Below are 18,580 nucleotides of genomic sequence, written 5' to 3'. Positions count from 1 at the left end.
GTTGAATAGGTGAGATAAAGGTAGACGCCGATCAGAAGTCGAGTGATCTCTTCGATGTCTCCGGTAGTCGAGATGCCGTCACCAGTGCCATGATGCTGATGGCAAGAAGGTATATGGCCGGTGAGAGATTGTTTCCAGTCGCGGTGATGAGCCAGGTCGCGATGAATGGAGCAGTCCCGCCGAAGATCGTGTAGGCCAAGTTGTAGGTAACAGCCGAAGCTGTGTAACGCACTCGTGTCGGGAAGAGTTCGGACATAAGCACTGCTGTCACGACTCCAGTCAGTACAGCCCCACTGCCGAGGAGAAGCTGGCCGATGATTCCCAGCGTCATGCTGCCAGTACTTCCGAGAGCGAAGGCGGGGAATGTTCCCGCCAGCAGCAGGATGCACGCTGTCATGGTCGTCTTCTTTCGACCTATCCGATCTGAAATTCGACCCGCGAAAGGACAAAGACACGCTGCAAGGATCTGGCAGACGAATGTGCTGAGCAGTGCCGACGTCGAGTCGAGCCCGCCAACCACCTGGAGGAACGTCGACATATAGGTAGTGAAAATGTAGAAGGAGAGCGCAGTGGCCGCGATAAAGCCAGCGAAGAGCAGGATCGTGCGGCCATGCTCGCGAAGAGTCTCCCTAAACGGCGTCGAAGCGACATCTTCGTCTTCGATCTCGTCGAACAGCGGGGTCTCGTCGAGTCGAAATCGCATGTAGAAGCCACACAGACCAAGAGGCACAGACAATAGAAACGGGATTCGCCAGCCCCAATCATCCATGACGGTGCCGCCCAGCAGTAGCGAGAGCATGAACGTAAACCCTGCGGCGAAGGCAAATGAGAGGAAGGTGCTCACCGGCACCCAACTGGCGTAGGTCGCCTTCTTCTCTCTGGGTGCGTGCTCGAGCACATAGGCGCAGGCTCCGGCGTATTCGCCGCCTGCGGAGAATCCTTGAATACAACGAGCAATCACGAGCAGCACGGGAGCCCAGACACCTATTGACTCGTGGGTTGGAAGGGCACCGATAGCCGCAGTGGATCCCGAGATCAACAGAATCGTGATCGCAAGTGTTCTCTTTCGACCAATTCTGTCACCGAGTCGCCCGAAGAAGATCCCTCCGATCGGGCGTAGGGCGAACGCCACTGCGAATACAGCAAATGTTTCTAACAGTGACGCTGCGGGGTCGTCGCCTGGGAAGAAGTGAGCCGAAAGAACGACGGCTAGGTATCCATACACCGCAAAGTCGTACCATTCGATGAAGTTACCGATCGACGCGGCAACAACGACCTTGCGCAGCGTTTTCGCATCAGTTCCAAGTTCGAGACTGGGCGTGTTTGTAGTCGACATGATTCTCTCCTCTGGGCGTCCGTCGCTTGCAGAAAATCTTCGTTGTTGTGTCCTACTGGGCCTGGTTGCTCGGAGCGCCTTCATTTTGAGATTTTGTGCGATCTCAATCACATTGTCATTGCTTACTGTATACGGCTCGTATATTGCACGCAAGAGTTTTACGCGACTCACCGATAGTCCCGCGTAGCCAGTGGTCGTGCCTCACAGGGTCACGCGGGACTACATTTTCTGTATTGAGGTCTTCGCGGAGCGCCACCCGTAAAGATTCCCTGCGCGGGATAATATTGACCCATCACGACCGGTTCCGCCTACTTCGGTAGGTCCAGGGCCGGTCCTCATTTTTCTCCGGTGGTGTTTTTGGGGGAAGAATGGGTCCTCGCCCCTTTTTGGCCCCAAGACTTCGGTTACAGCCCTCGCGACATGATCACCCACAGAGTGAACGGTTTCAACGTTCTCTTCTATGACATCGATGCGCTGGCCGACGCGGCCCAAAAGCTATTAATGCTTAATGTGAGCTCAGAAGTTTTTCGTGGAGGTGCGTCCGATGGCGGACGAAATCGCGGCGCAAGACGGCCAACAGGGTTCGCTTTGGCCCACTCGAATCCAATGGACCGGGGTCAGATCAGTGAGCATCGCTCGCCATATCTCTCCCCCGCCCCAGAGGAATAAATTGAATTCGACAAGATTGCTAAGACGGGCGGCATCTTCACCAATCCGATTATGCGACCACAATGCGAAAGAATGCTCGGCGAGCTCGAGGTCGAACTGGTCCCGACAATCACCTGCGGTTGGCATAGTCCCGCAGAGTCATGGTCATCCCCGAGAGCCCGAAGTCCGCACGGTAGCAATCAGCGTAATTCTCGCATCCTCAACGCGAACCTCGACCGCGAACATCAGCGCAGTAACGCAGGCGTGGCCGCCGTTACGCTTCGACGCGCAGCCGAGGCTTGGTCGGGAGACCGAGACGTTGTCGGATGGCTCAATGCTCGCGCCGACGTCATTGAGACGATTGGCATGTTCAACAAGAAGAGGCGGCCATAAGCAATCAGAGAATTAGGTAAAAACGACTTGGAAGCATCACCGTGCCGATGCGTTGAAGCATCGATAAATAATCAAGCTGGTCAGACATAGTCAACTACGTTCGGATATGAAAATCTCGGGTGCAAACCATTCGTGAGTAAATTCGCTCTCACCTTTAAGCACTCGGTCGAGACACAAACGGGCTATGGCCGCCCCGAATTCTTTCGCACGTATGTTTAGTGCCACGTCGCAGTCTATGAGTCTGGTTTCAATTTCATTCGTTGTCAGTACGGCTGTACGAGCTGATTCCAGGTCAATGAGTTCGGTGTATAGCTTCTGGGAGCGTGCCGCCATCGACAACAGTGTTCCCCCGTGAACAATCAGATCGTACGACTTTCGATCGATGATTCGTCGTGAGAAGTCTTCAGAGAATGACCATGAATTCGGGTCAGGAGAGACAGTGAGCACGTCTGGCTCCAACCCTCTCACGGTGCACCAATTGACGAATGAGCTGATGAGCATCTGAGACCACGAATACTTGTCCAGAGGTTCGAATGCAATGAGGAACGGTGATGTCACTGCACGCTGCTGTTCCAGTCCGTCGAGTGCCTCCGTCAGCATCTTCCAATAGTCGATCTCGATCAGGCCGGCCAATCGACTGGTCGGCAGCCCTTCAATTCGGCCGGCCGTAAATACTGTTGATCCATTATCGAGATTCTCGCGAAGAGGGCCATCGCTCAGACACGCATCGACAACAATCACTGCAGCGAACTGCGTCCACCGACGCGGATCTTTAGCGTCGGAAATGATCGTCAGGTCATAACCATATTGTCCCAACTCGTCCGCGACCGACATCGCAAACGCCATGTAGAACTCCATCCCGAGCACCCGCCTGGGAATGTAGATTCCGACGTTGAGGCTCGACCCGCTGCGAAGCGACTGCGCAGGTCGGTTCGGCGAGTAACCCAACTCGGCTGCACCCTCGAGAACCTTGGCACGCGTAGCCTCGGCAACTCTCCCCCGACGTCGCAACGCGTCGGACACCGTTGTCACGGACAATCCGACGTGAGCAGCGAGATCATGCAGCGTGGGCGACGGTCGTTTCATACGGGAACAGTACCAGCCCGAATGAAAGGGATCGGGTCGAGGGTTCATTGCCCATTTAGTCGATTACGGGGGCCCGACCCCTTGACACGGAACCAACGTATGTGGCTACACTCTTTCAATGCCGGAACGTTCCGGCATGACGCAATCCAACGTTTTGAAGGTTGTTGTTCATGTCAAAGAAGACAGGTACCACTCGAACAGTCAGAGCAATCATTGCGATTGCCGCCGTCCTCATACTATTCCCTCCCCTGCACTGGATCTTCGGCCAAGGCTGGTGGTCATTGGCCTACATCGTCGGCAGTTCCACACTCGTCGCGGCAATGATTCTCGCACTCAACAAGATTACGCTCACTGCCGAGGGAGGCGATTGAGCATGTGGATCACATTCGGCATGATCGCTGCCTTCTTCATTTTCGTCATCATCGTCATGGAACGCTCCACTGCCAAGGACGCTTCCTTTTCCGACTACGCGACCGGCGGCCGGTCGTTCAACTCCGTCTACGGGACAGCTGCGTTCATCAACACCTGGCTGCCAGGTACCGTCTTCATTTCGTTCGCAGGACTTACCGCCGGCAGTGGAGTGACTGGATTCTATCTCGTCCAGTACAGCGTTTTCGCTGCCATCATCATGTTCCTGTTGGCCAAGCCAGCCTACCTCTGGGGCACACGGTACGATCTCCGCACCCAGGCTGACCTTCTCGGACTCCGCTACGGCTCGACAACAGTCCGCGTCATCGCTGCGATCATCGGGGTCATCGCATCGATCCCGTGGGTCGTTCTGGGAATGCAGTCGCTGGCGCTCATCTTCAGTTTCTCATCCGACGGGGCCATCGGACCCGTCTTTGCTGTTGTCCTCGGCGTCGTCGTCCTTACGATCCGACAGATCTGGACCGTGAAATTCGGTATGCGAGGAGTGATGATTTCGGATTTGATCCAGGGAATCGCTGCCTACTTGATCGGATTCGTCGTCATCTTCGGGCTTATTGTCTGGCTCATCGCCAACAACCATGGATTCGACCAAGTCGACCCGGCGCTCCTCGTCCTGCCCGGGCCAGGAAGCGAGCTTGGTCCTCTCTATCTGTTTTCGTTGGTCCTCACCGGCGCGTTAGGCGGCTGGTGCTGGCCGGACATCTTCGTCCGCCTCTTCACACAGAATGGCGTGAGCACCATCCGTCGCACCTCCGTCCAGGCAGTCCCGATCCTGCTCGTCTTCGCCACCGCCCTCAACGTGCTGGCACTATTGGCATCATCAGTGCCAGAGGTTGCCGCGGCACCGGACACTGTGTGGTTCGTCCTGGCCTCGTTCGGAGGCCCATTGCTCCTCGGCCTGGCCGGGATCTGCGTGCTGTGCGGCTCAATGGGCAACGTCGGCGCAAACCTCCAGGCAATCGGAGCCATGACCGCCAACGACATCATCGGGCCGATGAAGAAGCAAGAGATTCAGAACGCACGGATCGGCAAGATTTCTGTTGCAGCTGTCACGATCATTTCGTCTCTCGGAGCGCTGGCAACGGCTTCGACTACGTCAGGTCTCGTGCTGTGGGCCCAAGTCTCGTATCAAGGAATCTGCCAACTCGCACCGACGCTGTTCCTCGGCATCTTTTGGCGACGAACGACTGCGCTCAGCGCCATTCTAGGAATGATTCTCGGTTTCGGTACCGCCGCGATCGTGCAGATTTTCTACCCGATTTCAGTGCCATGGCTGGGCGGAATGACCTCAGGCATAGCGGGGCTGATCATCAACACTGCCGTTATGGTGGCCGTCAGCCTGCTCATGCCCAATAGCGCAAAAGAACAGACCCGAGTCGACAACCTCTTTGCCGAACTCAACCAGAAGCAGAAGGACGAGAAACAAGCATCATGACCAACGCAGAACGCACAAATTCACGCAACACCGGTTACATCTGGCACGAACGATTCGGATGGCACGACACTTCTACCCACGTCGGCTTCCTCCCTGCAGGCGGTTTGCTCCAACCTCTCGAGCACTTTGAAAGCTCGGCGTCCAAGACACGAATGGCGAGTCTCATCGAAGTCAGCGGCCTGCGAAAAAGCCTGACCGACCTGGAATTCGCCCCTGTCACAAAGGAACAAATCCTTTCGGTACACACGAACGATTACGTCGACCGGATCATCAAACAGAGCAGTTCCAGAGGCGGTGACGCCGGCGATGGCACTTCACCCTTTGGCCCCGGCAGCTACGAAATCGCGCAGATGGCCGCTGGCGCAACGACATCGGCGCTGCTCAACGTGCTCGACGACACCGTCGACAACTCCTACGCACTAGTACGCCCCCCAGGCCACCACGCGGAACCTCAACAGGGTCGCGGGTTCTGCATATTCTCGAACGTCAGCATCGCGATCAACGAAGCAAGACGTCAGGAAAAGGCGCACCGAATAGCCATCGTGGACATCGATGTCCACCACGGAAACGGAGCACAGAAGATCTACTGGAACGATCCCGAGGTGCTGACGATCTCCGTCCACCAAGACCGTTTGTTCCCGCTTGACTCCGGCATGTTCGACGAAACCGGTGGCGAAGACAGCGATCGGACCAACATCAATCTTCCGCTTCCGGCAGGGTGCGGCAATGGAGCGTACGTCGCCACCGTTTCCGAGAACGTCGTTCCTGCTCTCGAAGCGTTTCGCCCCGAAGTGATCATCGTCAGTTGCGGCTTCGACGCATCGATGGCAGATCCCTTAGGTCGTATGTGCGTCACAGCCGCGGGCTATGCGCAGATGACAAAGGTCCTGATGTCCGCGGCAGACTCACTGTGCGATGGAAGGCTTGTTTTCTCGCATGAGGGAGGGTACTCCCCTGCCTATGTTCCATTTTGCGGGCTTTCGGTGGTCGAAACTCTTGCTGGCATCGACAAGCTCACTCCCGACCCGTTCGTCTGGGCATTCGACGAGTACCCCGTACACGAGGTCACGCGTGATCAGCGCGAGGCCATTGATCGCGGATATGAAGTCGTCCGAAAGGCAGTCGGCACAATGCAGTGATTGCCATCTCAGCAGTCAAAAGCACCGTTTGTTCCTGTCGAAAACGGGCCACTCTCGGTCGTCCGAATAATAAGCGATGAAGTCATTCCTGCGAGAAGATGCCGGCTAGGTCGCAGGACTACGAAGCCCCCGTAGGCTAGACCTGTGTCGGAAAATCTGCGCAGGGCCCGACAGAATGTTTCCGGCACCCCCTGACGCCAAGATGAACATCCCTATGTGAATCTCCAGGAACATGAGCAACATCGGCACTCAGTCCAGAATGAACAGCCGCGCGATCGGCACTACGCCGGACCCAGCACAGACGGAGACCGGGGGCGAGTACACGTTTGAGCGCGTCGATTGGTCAGTCTGTGCTTGAGATCCATGTTTGGATAGTTGAGGCGGGACCGGGGTTCCGTCTCGAATATCCGGGCACTAGTCGGGTGGCGACATCATTTCCGGAGAATTTTTGTACTCATGTTTCAGAGCCAAGTCTCGCAATAGACTCTGGCCAAGAAAGGCCAAGGAGATCAAGCGTAGAAGCACCCTGGCGCAATTGCTCCCGTTGTCCTATCTCCTTCGCTTCTCTGGCTTCAGCGGACTTCAGCGCCGCCTGCCCTTCCACCCCCGGTACTCTGACCAGCCCATCAGCATCTCCAACGATGATGTCTTTTGGCACGACCTCGATGCCGCCGATCGTGACCGGGACGTTGATCGCTCCTATCTGCCGTTTCGTGGTGCGACGAATGCACACTCCGCGGGTAAAGACAGGGAACCCGGACTCGACAATGTCGCGGCTATCACGAACCGCCCCATCGATGACGAGGCCAGCAACCCCTCTTTCCTGTGCAGCCAATGTCAATACGTCTCCCCAAGGGCCAGCGTCCGTGTAGCCTCCGATGTCAACAACGAGGACATCACCGGGACCTGCGTGCATGAGTCCCACGTGGATAAACCAGTTATCGGCCGGATCGAGCTTGACGGTGACAGCTCGACCGGCGAGCACTGAGGTTGGATCAAGTGGTTTGATCGCCGGATCGATGGCCCCTTTCTGCCCGTGTGCTTCATAAACTGTCGCCGCGCCCAGTTCTCCCAATCGGGCGAAAACCTTTTCTTCGAGTGCCATTGCTATGTCCTCCCGTTGTGTACTACTGGTTTTCGTGATTGCCGAAGCGTCTATTCTTAATTCCGGTGCAACGGTCAGGCGGACAAGCCCTCAAGCACCTGGCCGAAGCGACGCAGTCCTTCTTCTATACTTGCCTCGTCAGCGGCAAAAGAGATGCGCACATGCCCTTCGCCAGAGGCTCCGTACTCGGAACCGGCGCGCACCAGTACTCCGCCTTTCGCGAACTCCTCGACCAACTGTTCCGAGGTCAGTGAGCTGTGAATCTTCGGAAATGCATAGAATGCCCCCCGGGGCGCATTAACTGACACTTTCGGCATGGACGACAGTGCATCGATGACCAGGTCCCTACGCCGTTGGTAGTCGTCGCGCATCTTGCTGAGCACATGTTGAGGAGTCTCCAGCGCTGTGACCGCGGCGTCTTGAACAAAGGTGTTAAGTGCACCGTTGATAGTTCGGTGCACGAGGTCGATCCGCTTCGCAATGTTCACGGGAGCTACGGAATAACCGAGTCGCCATCCGGTCATGGCGTACGTCTTCGAGAATGTGCCGATTATGATCGTCCGACCACGCAGCGAGGTCAGTGACAATGCAGAGACGAATTCCTCATCATCGAAGACCAGGCCGCTGTATGCTTCGTCGGCAACTAACACAGTTTCAGGGTTGTCGGTGAGAAGGGTTTCGAGGTGTGCCATGTCCTCGCCATCCATGACCGCCCCTGTCGGGTTCGATGGATTGCACAGGATGAGCATGCGTGCACCTCTGAGAGCTTCGCCGATGCTCGCGAGATCGTTCGATCCATCCTCGAGGGCAGGGACGTTCACTATCTCAGCACCTACCATCGCCAGTTGGTCAGCGTAGAGCGAATAGGTTGGTTCGGGAACGACGACTTTGTCCCCTGACTCGACCAATGCCAAGGTGACCGCGGCCAAAGCCGCACTGGCACCGTGAGTGAGTACCACTTCGTCGGCAGATGTGTTCCGACCTGTTGTCGCAGATATTCGTTCGGCTAGGGCGACTTTCAAATCGGGAAGTCCGCTGAGCGGGGCATAGTGAGTTCGCCCAGACTCCAAGGAACCCACTGCGCTCGCGACGATTTCTGGAGCCGTGTCCGCGTTGGGCTCCCCCATCGCAAGAGAAACTACTCCGGGCATTAGTTGACCGAGATTGCTAGGGCGACGTGAGACCTGCGTGATTCTCTCCGTGAGAGCAGAGGACCCAGGAGGAGTGACCGGAATCGTAAATGCTGACTGTTCCATGTTGCTCCTTACACCTTTACTGTAATCGAATTCGAGGAACGCACTTCTATGCGAGAGGCTTGCGGGCGGTTTCGGCGATGAAGAACGCGGTGAGACCAGTGCCAAGTGCTGTGAGTACCACGTAGTAGGCCGGGATCGAGGTCACACCGGTAGCGGCGATCAAGCTGGTCATGACCAGCGGTCCCGCTCCACCGAAGAGCGCCGTGGAGATGTTGTATCCCAGGGAATATGCTGTGCCTCGCACTCGGGTGGGGAACAGTTCAGCGAGGGTGAGATTTATGGTGGCGGAGTGGCCGCAGAAGGCAGCGGCCATGACCAACGCACCGATAACGGCCAGCCAGAAGCTGCCCTGCGCCATCAGCCAGTAACTGGGGATGGCAAGCACGGCAGAGGCGACGGCCGACCCGATCAGAACTTTTCGCCGGCCGATTCTGTCTGAGAGCGCTCCCATCGTGGGGATACCTGCCAGCATCACCAGCACGGCAAGAGCCGTAACTCCGAGCCCGTCGCCGGTGCTGAAGTTCAGTTCCCGACTGAGATACGACGGCATGTAGTTGAACAGAACGTAGTAACCCGAGCTGTTGAGCAGAGCCAAGGTGATGGCAAAGAACACACGGCGCAGGGTCTCTTTGTCCTTTAGACTCTCGGATAGCGGATTGGAGACGGTATCCCCCTCTTGTTTCGCCTGTCGGAAGATCACGGTGTCGTGCAAAGTTCGGCGAATCCAGAAGCCGATGAGCCCAATCGGACCAGCGAGAAGGAACGGAATTCTCCATGCCCACTCCTGTAGCGAGTCTTCAGGCAGAAAGGCTGCCATCCCTACTCCCAGACTGGTTCCGCAAAGCATAGCCAAATAGGAACCGAACTGCGGCAGTGACGTCAGGAAGCCACGACGGTGGTCGGGCGAATTCTCGGCGACGAACGAAAAGGCACTAGCGACCTCTCCACCGGCAGAGAATCCCTGGACCAAACGGCAGATAAGAAGCAGGGCTGGAGCCAATAGCCCGACGGTTGCGTACCCGGGCAAGAGCCCGATCGCCACCGTAGAGCCGGTCATCAACATGAGCGAGAGAACAAGAGCAGAACGACGGCCGACTCGATCGGCGAATGCGCCGATCACCATACCGCCCAAGGGTCGAACCAGGAAGGTCAGTGCAAAGATCCCCCACGTCATGATCAGTCCGGCAGTCGGCGATTCAGGAGGGAAGAAGACAATAGCGATGGTTCCGGCGAGGAAGCCGTAGATGCCGTAGTCGAAGAATTCGACGAAGACTCCGGCACTTCCACCCAAAACTGCACGCCGTAGTTGTTTGGGCGAGAGCTCTTCTGGTTTTGATGATGTTGTTGTGGACATGTTCTCTCCTGTGTGGAGTTGAAGGTTTAGATCATGGACGTGGTGCGTGGGCTGAAAAGTCGAGAAGCGGCGAACGCCGTCGAACATTTCTTACGGAGTATGTCGAGCTCACCCCTTCGCCTCTGTGCGACGCTTATTGATTGAGCGGGCGTAGTGGGAATGAGGGATACAGTGTCCCCGGGCCGTATCTGAGCTAGTTGTGAGTGCCAACCGCGGGCAACGACTGCTGGCACCGGATAGCCGGCGGTGAGGGGTCTCCCTCGGAGAAGTGCGATCATTCCTCCTGCCGGCGGTACCTCGATTGCGCCGACCGGCACTCCACGGGAGAGGATTTCCGAAGTGCGACTGCGTGGAGCATCCGTGCCTTCCAGTCGTATGCCAGCATGGTCGCTCTGCGCGCCCACTGTGCGCATTTGGCTCGAAATATTGTCGAAGAAGCCGGGGTACTCGTGCAGTTCCGGGCCAGGCATGATGCCTAGCGGAGTATGACGAGAGTAGAGCTCGCGTGGTGCTCTGATGGGAAAACAGGGAGTCATATGCGGAGGCGCTTGGACACAGTGGCCGTCGACTCGGAGCCTTTGGTCGTCGGCAAGCTTGCAGCCTCGGTTAATGAGCGAGTCATAGGCACACGAGCCCATGTACTCATCGCCCTCAATACGGCCGTGAATGGCGATATAGCCGCGCAGTCCCGCTTGGGCCGGCTCTATGCGTATGCAGGCATCTGGCCATGTCACGATCGGTGTACGTGAGGTGAAATTGATTCCATCAATGGTGATGTCTCCGGTCGAACCGGTAATGGAAAACAACACTGGTTCCGGTGTGCACATTTCGAATGGAAGGATCGAAGTAAGTTCGATCACCGGAGAACCTTCACCATTGCCGACAAGAATATTGGCAGCCATTGCCGAGAACTGATCTGCAGCCCCGTTGACCTGGAGGCCCTGATCGGTGAAGCCGTACCGTCCTAGATCAGTCACAACCGATACTCCCGCTTCGCGGATGTTGATCTCTACGGAAGTCATAACAGCTCTCCGATGAAGACGGGTTCAGTTCGGTGAAACTCATCGACAGAGATAGGAACGAATCGGAGTGTGTCGCCAGGGGTCAAAGCGACGAATGGTTGTCCTGAAGGATTGTTCATCCGCAATGGCGTAGTTCCGATGAGCCGCCATCCTCCAGGGGCAGGAATCGTGTAGATAGTGCCCTGGTGTCCCGACACCGCGACGGACCCAGCGGGAATTTTGACCCGAGGGTGGCTCATTCGCGGAATCGGCGTGCCGAAGGCGTCACCTTCGTGCATCGGAGCACCAGCAGGGGCACCATTGAAAGCCAGTCGCCACATGGTCGCGCAGTGCTTCTCGATTACGTCGTTTTCGCTGATTCCGAGGTGGCCAGCAACCGAAGTCAGGTCGGGGCCAAAGTCGCCTCCGTAGACGAGAGGTATCTCGACAAGACGCTCTTCGATCGCAATGTTGCCTGCGGTTGAGAGAGCCTCAGTGAGGCTTTCGCAGAGAGAGAAGACATCTAATCGCAACGGATCATATTCGATGGTCAAAGATTCAAATGTCGGCGTGATGCCTTCTACGCCGACGAGATTCGCCTTTCGAAGCGATGCTGCGAGAGCGTGGGCCATCCGCCATCGTGATTCCTTGTCATCGTCGCTGGGGTGGACGAGCAACGCTGAGTCACCGAACGGTCGCACGTGCACCGTGCGTGCTGCCGAGCCGGAGGGATCTGAAAGAACTATTTCCTTCATACGCTGTTCTTTTCCGAGAGGACTGTCGCCAGTGACGCGAACCCGACGCCTGCCGCAGACAGAGCATCGCGAATTCGGCCTGCAGCTTCGACAGCTTCGGCGTTGTCGCCGTGAAGGAGGACCGTGTCGACGTCGATCTCCATCAGAGAACCGTCGTGAGCGACCACGGTTCCATCCGTGACCATACGTACTGCCCGCTCAACGACAACGTCTTCGTCGTGAATGACAGCTCCCTTTATTTTTCGTGAGACCAGTGAGCCGTCCGGGTTGTACGAGCGGTCGGCCATCGCAGTGATTGCGACTCGAAGTCCCTCCGAGCGAGCGAGCTTCGAAAGCTGACCCTCTTGAGTGACAATCGGTAGATTTGGATCGAACGCTGCGACAGCTTCCGCTACTCCGCGTGCATAACCTTCATCGGTCACAGACAGATTTCCGAGGCTCCCATGTGGGGTGACGTGGGAGAGTTCCACAGCTTGAGCTTGAGCGATTCCCTGCAACGCGCCAAGTTGATAGAGAACGTCTGTGCGGACCTCATCTGTTGACATCGCGATTGCTCTCCGTCCGAATCCGCGGAGGTCGTTGAACCCTGGATGTGCACCCACCGCCACCCCTCGTGTTCGGCAGGCTGCCACGGTCTTAGTCATGATTTGCGGATCACCAGCGTGGAACCCGCAGGCCACGTTCGCTGAGGTGAGGAGATCGAGCAGGTGTACGTCATCGCCAAGGCTATAGGCACCAAATGCCTCTCCGACGTCGGCTACTAGGTCAATTGTTCTCGTCATTGGGCTCACCCTTCGAATAGCGCTCCCTCGCGTTCGTTGGCTCACGGCGAAGGGAGTGATGCGCGTCACGTGTCGCTTTTCCAATACGCTAGTCACACCAACAATAAAATGCAACACCAGTCGCACTTTATCTCCATACGAGCGAAGTACCGTCCAGCTCAGCAATGACTCAAATCGTCACAGTCGCTGGATTGAATTGCCCGTCTTCTTTGTGCCGGTCGGGCGACGGACCACATCCCAAGGCAGATCAGAGTCGACAGGGCTTGCGAAAAACTAGGAGCACTTTTGTGTTTCATGCGAAAATGGCGGCGAATGGGTACCATGAAAAGAAACAGAGGGGGCGTGAATGCTGCAAGTCCAACGCAAGGACGTCGTCAGAAATAACCGCGCGATTCTGCAGGCTGCTGGGGAGATCATGAGGGTCGACCCCGAAGGCGTTACTATTCCCGCCGTCGCTGAGCGTGCTGGGCTTTCTGCACCGACCGTTTATCGCTACTATCCTTCGACAGAGGCTCTTCTCGGAAGATACCTCACCGAAGTCGTCTCCCAAGTACGCGATTTTTCGCACGACTGCAACACACCCGGCACCGCGCTCTTCAACGACGTTCTCGGCGAGTGGGGCAGGGTCGTGGAAATCTATGGTCCGGGCCTTGTGCAGCTGCGCTCTCGACGCGGGTTCTTAGAGCGTTTGCGCTCGGGGGATGAGACCATGCAAGTGGTCCGAGAAGCTTGGGAGCGACCACTTCGACGTGTGATGAAGGCACACTGCATACGCGACGAGCACTTGGAGAATGCCCTCTTCCTATTTAACATGATGTTCGACCCACGAGAGCTTCTGGATCTCAATAAGCAAGGTCTGCCAATGCCATCGGTTCTGACCTTGCTCCAAGGTGCTTATGTGTCTGCGTTGCAAGGTTGGCAGGACGATAGCTCAACGGGCTAAGTCCATCGGAACTTCGCGGGGCAGGTTTATCTCTGGTCGCACAGGTCGGATTCTGCAGCCAGGAGCATACCCAGCAACTTTCCACGAAAGTATGGGGCTATGAGCGCGGGAAACAGGCACCCAAACTAGGGCATGTCTCCCTTATTCAAGAGTTCTGAACTGACACGCTGAATGAGTGACTACAGACCAACGACGCCACGTCTTCACCGACGAACAACGGTTCGACTTTCTCCCACTGCTCGTCCATGAAGACTTGATGGCGGTCGTGCGTAGTCACCCGTCCACAGTGCCAGCCCTACAGCCTCGAATAAAGGAGACTTGCCCTAGCTCGCATCGCCGACGAAGAGAACCTTGCGAAGCATGCGGACGAGATAGCGCAGCCTGCTACCGCGTACCTTCGCACGATCGGCGCGACGTCCGCCACCATGCGATCCTCCGGCAAGCTCGTGTCCGACTTCCTAGCGTTCCATCGTTGCGGCACTTAGGGTGCATGCGTCCACCTGCATGCAGGGGCTTCGACCGGCGATTATGCACTGGCGGCACTCAAGGATGCCGGCACGGAGCTTGACAAGACTGTCTTGACGACTTGACTCCGGGCCGCCGAATTGTCGGAGCCGTAGCCGTAGCTACGACTACGACGCGGAGTGCCTCCGCGCGATTCTGCCCGAGCTTCAAAACAAGTATTACCCCGGCCTCGGAATTCAACGAGCATGGCCTCACCACCCATCGGAAACGAACGCTCTTCGCGGAAGCTCAAGCCGACCCTATCGGTGCCTGTCTATGCCCTAGAAAGCCTCCGCCGAGCAGGAGCAATCAAGGCCAAAGGCGCGCCAGCGCTGACATTGGCGCAAGTCGATCGGATCGTTGCAATTCTGCGGGTAGCGACCCTGACAAAGGAACGTCATGATCGAACCGGCCCACCCAAAAAAACACTAACGCCCGCCACGAAATAACGTGACGGGCGCATGTGCGCGAGAAGCTAAAACCAGGACCGCAGCCTAATTCTCAGCGGCCAGACAGCCTCATATTCGAGCAAATCACTTACTACCGGCAAGTTGCCGAAGCACGTACTGAGACATGCTTCGCTGAAGTGTGCGGTAGTTGAATGCCTCTGCTTGCGGAGCAAACCTCCTGGTCAGAGGTATGTCGGAAGGCGTGAATGACTACCCTGCAGCCGCGATACATCTCCGTTTCACATGCTTCGGTTGCGGTATTCGAGATCGCTGCCCCTCCACTGGACGCTCGCGCTATCGCCGACCGATCAGGAGTCCTGCGCGCGAGACCTCACGGAGGCGGCGCGGGCGGCGCTCTCGACAGGGAACCCGGCCCGCGCGACCGCCGAGCTCACGTCGTGGCGCGAGACCGCCGCATCCCTGGCTGCCGGACCGGGCAGCGCCGACGTGGAGCGGCTCGACGAGGCCTATCCCGTCGAGCGCCCGTAGCAGCGGGCCCGACGTCTCGAAAGGCCCGCCTCGCGCGACGAGAACTCGAGATTGACTTCTGAGACCCGACCACCGACATCACCTCGGCGGCCGGGCTCCGTCTCGTCGAGGTGATGTCTCCGAGACGCCGACGTCGGTGCATCAGCCGACGCGCCTGTGCTCCGTCGTCAAGCGCAGTGCGGCCATGATCACCAGCGTGACCAGGCCGAGGACCGCCATGGCGATCGCGATCGTGAGGGGCCCGAGGAGGCCGAGCGAGGACTCGAGGGCGATCGATCCGGTCCACGTACCCAGGGCGGTGCCGCCGTTGAACGCGGACACGGCGAGGGCTGCGGCGAGGGTGGGCGCGGCCGCGGCGAAGCGCACGGCAAGGCCGGTGCCGACGGGCGGGATGCCCATGCCCGCGACACCCAGGAGGAGCATCAGCGCGAACAAGGCGGTGGGGACCGTTGACAGCGGGATGAGCAGGGTCATCAGCAGGATCGTCCCTGACGTCGCCGCGATGAACGTGGTCAGGGGCCGCCGGTCGGCGAAGCGGCCGGCGAGGTTGGTGCCGATGACCGCGCCGACGCCGAACGCGACGAACACCAGTGGCACCGCCCATTCGGGAATCCCTGCGCGCTCGGTGGCCAGCGGTGAGAGGTAGCTGAACGCGGTCATGTACCCGCCGGTGGCCAGTACCGTCGCGATGACGAGGACCAGCATGCGCCCGGTCGCCACGGCGCACAGCTCGCGGCGGATCGACGGGATGGCGCGGTCGGCGTCGTGCGGGGTGAACTTCGCGATCACGGGAGCGGCCAGGAGGGCGAGGACGGCCAGAGCCCAGAAGGTGCCGCGCCAACCGAGCAGCTGCCCGGCGAACGTGCCCAGGGGGACGCCTGCGACGGTGGCAAGGCCGACACCGCTCATCATCACGCCCAGAGCGCGCGTGCAGCGCTCCGGTCCGGCGGCGGTGGTCGCGACCACCGCCGCCACGGCCCAGAACGCGCCGGCGGCCAGCGCCGTGACCACGCGGGAGATCAGGACCACGGTGAAGTCGCTGCTGAGAGCGGCGACGACGTGCCCGATGGCGAAGACGACCAGCGCGAGCACGAGGGTGGCACGCGGCGGCAGCCGCAGGGTGGCAAGCGCCATCGCCGGCGAGCCGACGATCATTCCTACGGCGAAGGCGGTGATGAGCAGGCCGACCTGAGCGATGCTCACGTGCAGGTCGGCGGCGATCTCCTGGAGGAGGCCGGCGACGATGTACTCGGTGGTGATCATCAGGAAGGTGCCGAGGGTGAGCAGGGGCACGACGAACGGCAGCCGGGTGCGGCCGGGCGCTGCGGTGTCGGTGGAATGGGTCATGCGAGGGCGTCTTCTTTCATTGGATCGGTGTTCCGCACCGCGGCAGCACGACGGCGCAGGCCTGGCGGTGGACTCTTCGACGATCCCTCGTCTCACCAGCGCGCGGAAGGACCGGATGAACCATGGTCTGACAGGTCCTGTCTCAGCCCCGGGCGTCGGCGTAGCGTCGAAGACGCGGCTTCTCAGAGCGCGTGTCCCCTGATCGATCGGGCGTCGACGCGCGCACGGCCGCTCATCGAGAGGAGACGAGAACGATGGAGATACTTCCGAAGCCGGCGACGGTTAAGAATCCGCCGGAGCAGTTCACCGGCGACGTGTGGCTGGACGTGGTCGCGGCCCCGCAGGAGGCCGGCCAGCAGGCGGTCGTTGGGCGGGTCCGGTTCGCGCCGGGTGCCCGGACCGCGTGGCACTCCCACGAGCGCGGCCAGACTTTGCACGTAATCGCCGGCGTGGCTCTCCTGGGCCAACGCGACGGCACCGTGCTCGACGTCCAACCCGGGCAGACGGTGTACACGCCGCCCGGCGAGGAGCACTGGCACGGGGCGACGCCGGAGAACTTTATGGAGCACCTGGCGATCACCGAGAACGGCGAGGACCCGGCCACGACCACCACCTGGCTCGAGCACGTCGCCGACGACGCCTCCCGCCGCCCCTGAGCGGCACCACGAACGCTGGACGAGAGGAGGCTTCGCCATGCGCGGAGCAATGATGCACGCACCCGGCGACGTCCGGGTGGTCGACCGGGACGAGCCGGTCATCGAGGAACCTACCGACGCAGTCATCAAGGTCGTCGCCGCCTGCGTGTGCGGCTCGGACCTGCACCCCTACCGCGGGGTCGAGCCCGTGAACGGCCCGACGCCGATGGGCCACGAGTACGTCGGCGTCGTCGAGCAGATCGGCGCGGATGTGAAGAACGTGAAGATCGGCGACTTCGTCGTCGGCTCGTTCTGGGCCTCGGACAACACCTGCGAGATCTGCCGGGCCGGCTACCAGTCCCGCTGCGTCCACGCGGTGCTGATGGGCACCCTCGGCGCACAGGCCGAGCGCCTGCGGGTGCCGCTCGCCGACGGCACCCTGGTCGCCACACCCGGCCAACCTGACGAGGACCTGATCCCGTCCCTGCTGGCGGCCTCCGATGTGCTGGGCACCGGCTGGTTCGCCGCCGTCGCCGCCGAGGCGGGCCCGGGCAAGACGGTCGCCGTGGTCGGCGACGGCGCGGTCGGCCTGATGGCGGTCCTGGCCGCGAAGCAGCTGGGCGCGGAGCGCATCATCGCCATGTCCCGCCACGAGGACCGACAGAGGCTGGCCCGGGAGTTCGGCGCGAGCGACATCGTCGAAGAGCGCGGCGACGCCGGCGTTGCGAGGATCAAGGAGCTCACCGACGGGCTCGGCGCGCACAGCGTGATCGAGGCGGTCGGCACGCAGGAGTCGATGATGCAGGCCATCCGCTCCACGCGCCCCGGCGGGCACGTCGGCTACGTCGGCGTCTCCCACGACGTCGCCCTGCCCGGCGACGAGCTGTTCTTCGCCCTCGTCCACCTCACTGGCGGTCCCGCCCCGGTCCGCCGCTTCCTGCCCGAGCTGATCGACCTTATCTGGAAGCGCGAGATCGACCCGGGCAAGGTCTTCGACCTCGATCTCCCACTCGAGGACGCCGCCGAGGGCTTCAAGGCGATGGACGAGCGCCGCGCGATCAAGGCGCTGCTGCGACCATGAACCAACCAGAGAAGGAGAACAACTCCATGAGCACCTGGACCGAGAGCGAACTGCAGTCGTTCGCGCCCGCCGACGACTTCCACGTCTCCCCGTATCGGGAGGACGGGACCACGCCAGGCACGCCGACGTTCATCTGGTCGGTCGTTGCCGACGGGAACCTGTACATCCGGCCCTACAACGGGCCGGGCTCGAGGTGGTACCGGGCGGCGATCGCACAGAAAGCGGGCCGCATTCGCCTCGCCGGCGCGGAGCACGAGGTCGCCTTCGCCCCTGCGGACGCGGGCGTGCTCGACGTCGTCGACGAGGCCTACCGCGACAAATACAGCGGCAGCCCCTACGTCGCGGCCGTGGTCGCCGATGGACCGCGCTCAACCACCGTCCGGGTCACTCCCCGGCGCACCGGCCGCTGATCC

At 59.6% G+C, this 18,580-nt stretch carries 15 protein-coding genes; 6 read left to right on the top strand and 9 right to left on the bottom strand.

The annotated features are described in order from the left end of the window. Positions 1 to 31: 31 nt before the first annotated feature. Both BLT92_RS17805 and BLT92_RS17800 read right to left on the bottom strand, forming a co-directional pair. Positions 32 to 1,336 carry an MFS transporter gene (locus BLT92_RS17805; RefSeq protein ID WP_092107757.1) on the bottom strand — a complete coding sequence of 435 codons (1,305 nt, stop codon included), beginning with the start codon at positions 1,334 to 1,336 and terminating at the stop codon, positions 32 to 34. A gap of 1,131 nt (positions 1,337 to 2,467) precedes the next feature. After that, entirely contained in the window at positions 2,468 to 3,463 is a 996-nt protein-coding gene (locus BLT92_RS17800; protein ID WP_157691490.1) for a LacI family DNA-binding transcriptional regulator, read from the bottom strand. A 118-nt stretch (positions 3,464 to 3,581) separates the two neighbouring features. Between BLT92_RS17800 and BLT92_RS17790 the strand changes: the two genes are divergently transcribed. Together BLT92_RS17790 and BLT92_RS17785 are read left to right on the top strand one after the other, a co-directional pair. Beyond that, positions 3,582 to 5,327: a sodium:solute symporter family protein gene (locus tag BLT92_RS17790; RefSeq protein WP_231938903.1), complete on the top strand. Its 1,746-nt coding sequence runs from the start codon at positions 3,582 to 3,584 to the stop codon at positions 5,325 to 5,327. Continuing rightward, positions 5,324 to 6,466 (top strand): class II histone deacetylase, encoded by a 1,143-nt coding sequence (locus tag BLT92_RS17785; protein WP_092107748.1) that lies wholly within the window; start codon positions 5,324 to 5,326, stop codon positions 6,464 to 6,466. Before BLT92_RS17790 ends, BLT92_RS17785 begins: the two co-directional genes overlap by 4 nt. Positions 6,467 to 6,920: 454 nt before the next feature. On the opposite strand, the gene BLT92_RS17780 is transcribed toward BLT92_RS17785, so the two are convergent. The 6 genes from BLT92_RS17780 to BLT92_RS17755 form a co-directional block, all read right to left on the bottom strand. Continuing rightward, a complete protein-coding gene (locus BLT92_RS17780) occupies positions 6,921 to 7,571 on the bottom strand; it encodes a 4-carboxy-4-hydroxy-2-oxoadipate aldolase/oxaloacetate decarboxylase (protein WP_092107746.1) in 651 nt (216 codons plus the stop codon). A 74-nt stretch (positions 7,572 to 7,645) separates the two neighbouring features. After that, entirely contained in the window at positions 7,646 to 8,827 is a 1,182-nt protein-coding gene (locus tag BLT92_RS17775; protein ID WP_092107744.1) for a pyridoxal phosphate-dependent aminotransferase, read from the bottom strand. Positions 8,828 to 8,873: 46 nt separating this feature from the next. Further along, entirely contained in the window at positions 8,874 to 10,268 is a 1,395-nt protein-coding gene (locus BLT92_RS17770; RefSeq protein WP_231938902.1) for an MFS transporter, read from the bottom strand. Beyond that, positions 10,208 to 11,203, bottom strand: a complete 996-nt coding sequence (locus BLT92_RS17765; protein WP_092107740.1) for a 5-oxoprolinase subunit C family protein — start codon at positions 11,201 to 11,203, stop codon at positions 10,208 to 10,210. Before BLT92_RS17765 ends, BLT92_RS17770 begins: the two co-directional genes overlap by 61 nt. Further along, complete coding sequence (locus tag BLT92_RS17760) at positions 11,200 to 11,937, bottom strand: 5-oxoprolinase subunit B family protein (RefSeq protein WP_092107738.1); 738 nt, start codon at positions 11,935 to 11,937, stop codon at positions 11,200 to 11,202. The genes BLT92_RS17765 and BLT92_RS17760 overlap by 4 nt, the downstream gene beginning before the upstream one ends. Then, complete coding sequence (locus BLT92_RS17755) at positions 11,934 to 12,719, bottom strand: LamB/YcsF family protein (protein ID WP_092107736.1); 786 nt, start codon at positions 12,717 to 12,719, stop codon at positions 11,934 to 11,936. Before BLT92_RS17755 ends, BLT92_RS17760 begins: the two co-directional genes overlap by 4 nt. 346 nt (positions 12,720 to 13,065) lie before the next feature. Here BLT92_RS17755 and BLT92_RS17750 point away from each other — a divergent pair, with 346 nt between their 5' ends. Continuing rightward, positions 13,066 to 13,662: a TetR/AcrR family transcriptional regulator gene (locus BLT92_RS17750; RefSeq protein ID WP_092107734.1), complete on the top strand. Its 597-nt coding sequence runs from the start codon at positions 13,066 to 13,068 to the stop codon at positions 13,660 to 13,662. A gap of 1,583 nt (positions 13,663 to 15,245) precedes the next feature. On the opposite strand, the gene BLT92_RS17740 is transcribed toward BLT92_RS17750, so the two are convergent. Beyond that, positions 15,246 to 16,451, bottom strand: coding sequence for an MFS transporter (locus BLT92_RS17740; protein WP_092107732.1), 1,206 nt, complete (start codon positions 16,449 to 16,451; stop codon positions 15,246 to 15,248). Positions 16,452 to 16,705: 254 nt separating this feature from the next. On the opposite strand from BLT92_RS17740, the gene BLT92_RS17735 reads away from it, so the two are divergent. From BLT92_RS17735 to BLT92_RS17725, 3 genes are read left to right on the top strand one after another with little or no spacing between them, the layout of a single operon-like run. After that, complete coding sequence (locus BLT92_RS17735) at positions 16,706 to 17,107, top strand: (R)-mandelonitrile lyase (RefSeq protein ID WP_092107730.1); 402 nt, start codon at positions 16,706 to 16,708, stop codon at positions 17,105 to 17,107. A 37-nt stretch (positions 17,108 to 17,144) separates the two neighbouring features. Next, the gene (locus BLT92_RS17730) at positions 17,145 to 18,167 is read left to right on the top strand and encodes a zinc-dependent alcohol dehydrogenase family protein (protein WP_092107728.1); all 1,023 of its coding nucleotides are present in this window, start codon (positions 17,145 to 17,147) and stop codon (positions 18,165 to 18,167) included. Positions 18,168 to 18,193: 26 nt separating this feature from the next. After that, positions 18,194 to 18,577, top strand: a complete 384-nt coding sequence (locus BLT92_RS17725) for a DUF2255 family protein (RefSeq protein WP_026818584.1) — start codon at positions 18,194 to 18,196, stop codon at positions 18,575 to 18,577. Positions 18,578 to 18,580 lie beyond the last annotated feature (3 nt).

The organism is Brevibacterium picturae (assembly GCF_900105045.1).
Classification (GTDB): Bacteria; Actinomycetota; Actinomycetes; order Actinomycetales; family Brevibacteriaceae; genus Brevibacterium; species Brevibacterium picturae.
The sequence above is the reverse complement of the archived record's forward strand: the minus strand, read 5'-3'. Positions and strand labels throughout refer to the sequence as shown.

Coding starts and splice junctions, on each gene's coding strand:
- BLT92_RS17805 (WP_092107757.1), bottom strand. CDS start 1,336: ATGTCGACTACAAACACGCCCAGTCTCGAACTTGGAACTGATGCGAAA.
- BLT92_RS17800 (WP_157691490.1), bottom strand. CDS start 3,463: ATGAAACGACCGTCGCCCACGCTGCATGATCTCGCTGCTCACGTCGGA.
- BLT92_RS17790 (WP_231938903.1), top strand. CDS start 3,582: ATGCCGGAACGTTCCGGCATGACGCAATCCAACGTTTTGAAGGTTGTT.
- BLT92_RS17785 (WP_092107748.1), top strand. CDS start 5,324: ATGACCAACGCAGAACGCACAAATTCACGCAACACCGGTTACATCTGG.
- BLT92_RS17780 (WP_092107746.1), bottom strand. CDS start 7,571: ATGGCACTCGAAGAAAAGGTTTTCGCCCGATTGGGAGAACTGGGCGCG.
- BLT92_RS17775 (WP_092107744.1), bottom strand. CDS start 8,827: ATGGAACAGTCAGCATTTACGATTCCGGTCACTCCTCCTGGGTCCTCT.
- BLT92_RS17770 (WP_231938902.1), bottom strand. CDS start 10,268: ATGTTCGACGGCGTTCGCCGCTTCTCGACTTTTCAGCCCACGCACCAC.
- BLT92_RS17765 (WP_092107740.1), bottom strand. CDS start 11,203: ATGACTTCCGTAGAGATCAACATCCGCGAAGCGGGAGTATCGGTTGTG.
- BLT92_RS17760 (WP_092107738.1), bottom strand. CDS start 11,937: ATGAAGGAAATAGTTCTTTCAGATCCCTCCGGCTCGGCAGCACGCACG.
- BLT92_RS17755 (WP_092107736.1), bottom strand. CDS start 12,719: ATGACGAGAACAATTGACCTAGTAGCCGACGTCGGAGAGGCATTTGGT.
- BLT92_RS17750 (WP_092107734.1), top strand. CDS start 13,066: ATGCTGCAAGTCCAACGCAAGGACGTCGTCAGAAATAACCGCGCGATT.
- BLT92_RS17740 (WP_092107732.1), bottom strand. CDS start 16,451: ATGACCCATTCCACCGACACCGCAGCGCCCGGCCGCACCCGGCTGCCG.
- BLT92_RS17735 (WP_092107730.1), top strand. CDS start 16,706: ATGGAGATACTTCCGAAGCCGGCGACGGTTAAGAATCCGCCGGAGCAG.
- BLT92_RS17730 (WP_092107728.1), top strand. CDS start 17,145: ATGCGCGGAGCAATGATGCACGCACCCGGCGACGTCCGGGTGGTCGAC.
- BLT92_RS17725 (WP_026818584.1), top strand. CDS start 18,194: ATGAGCACCTGGACCGAGAGCGAACTGCAGTCGTTCGCGCCCGCCGAC.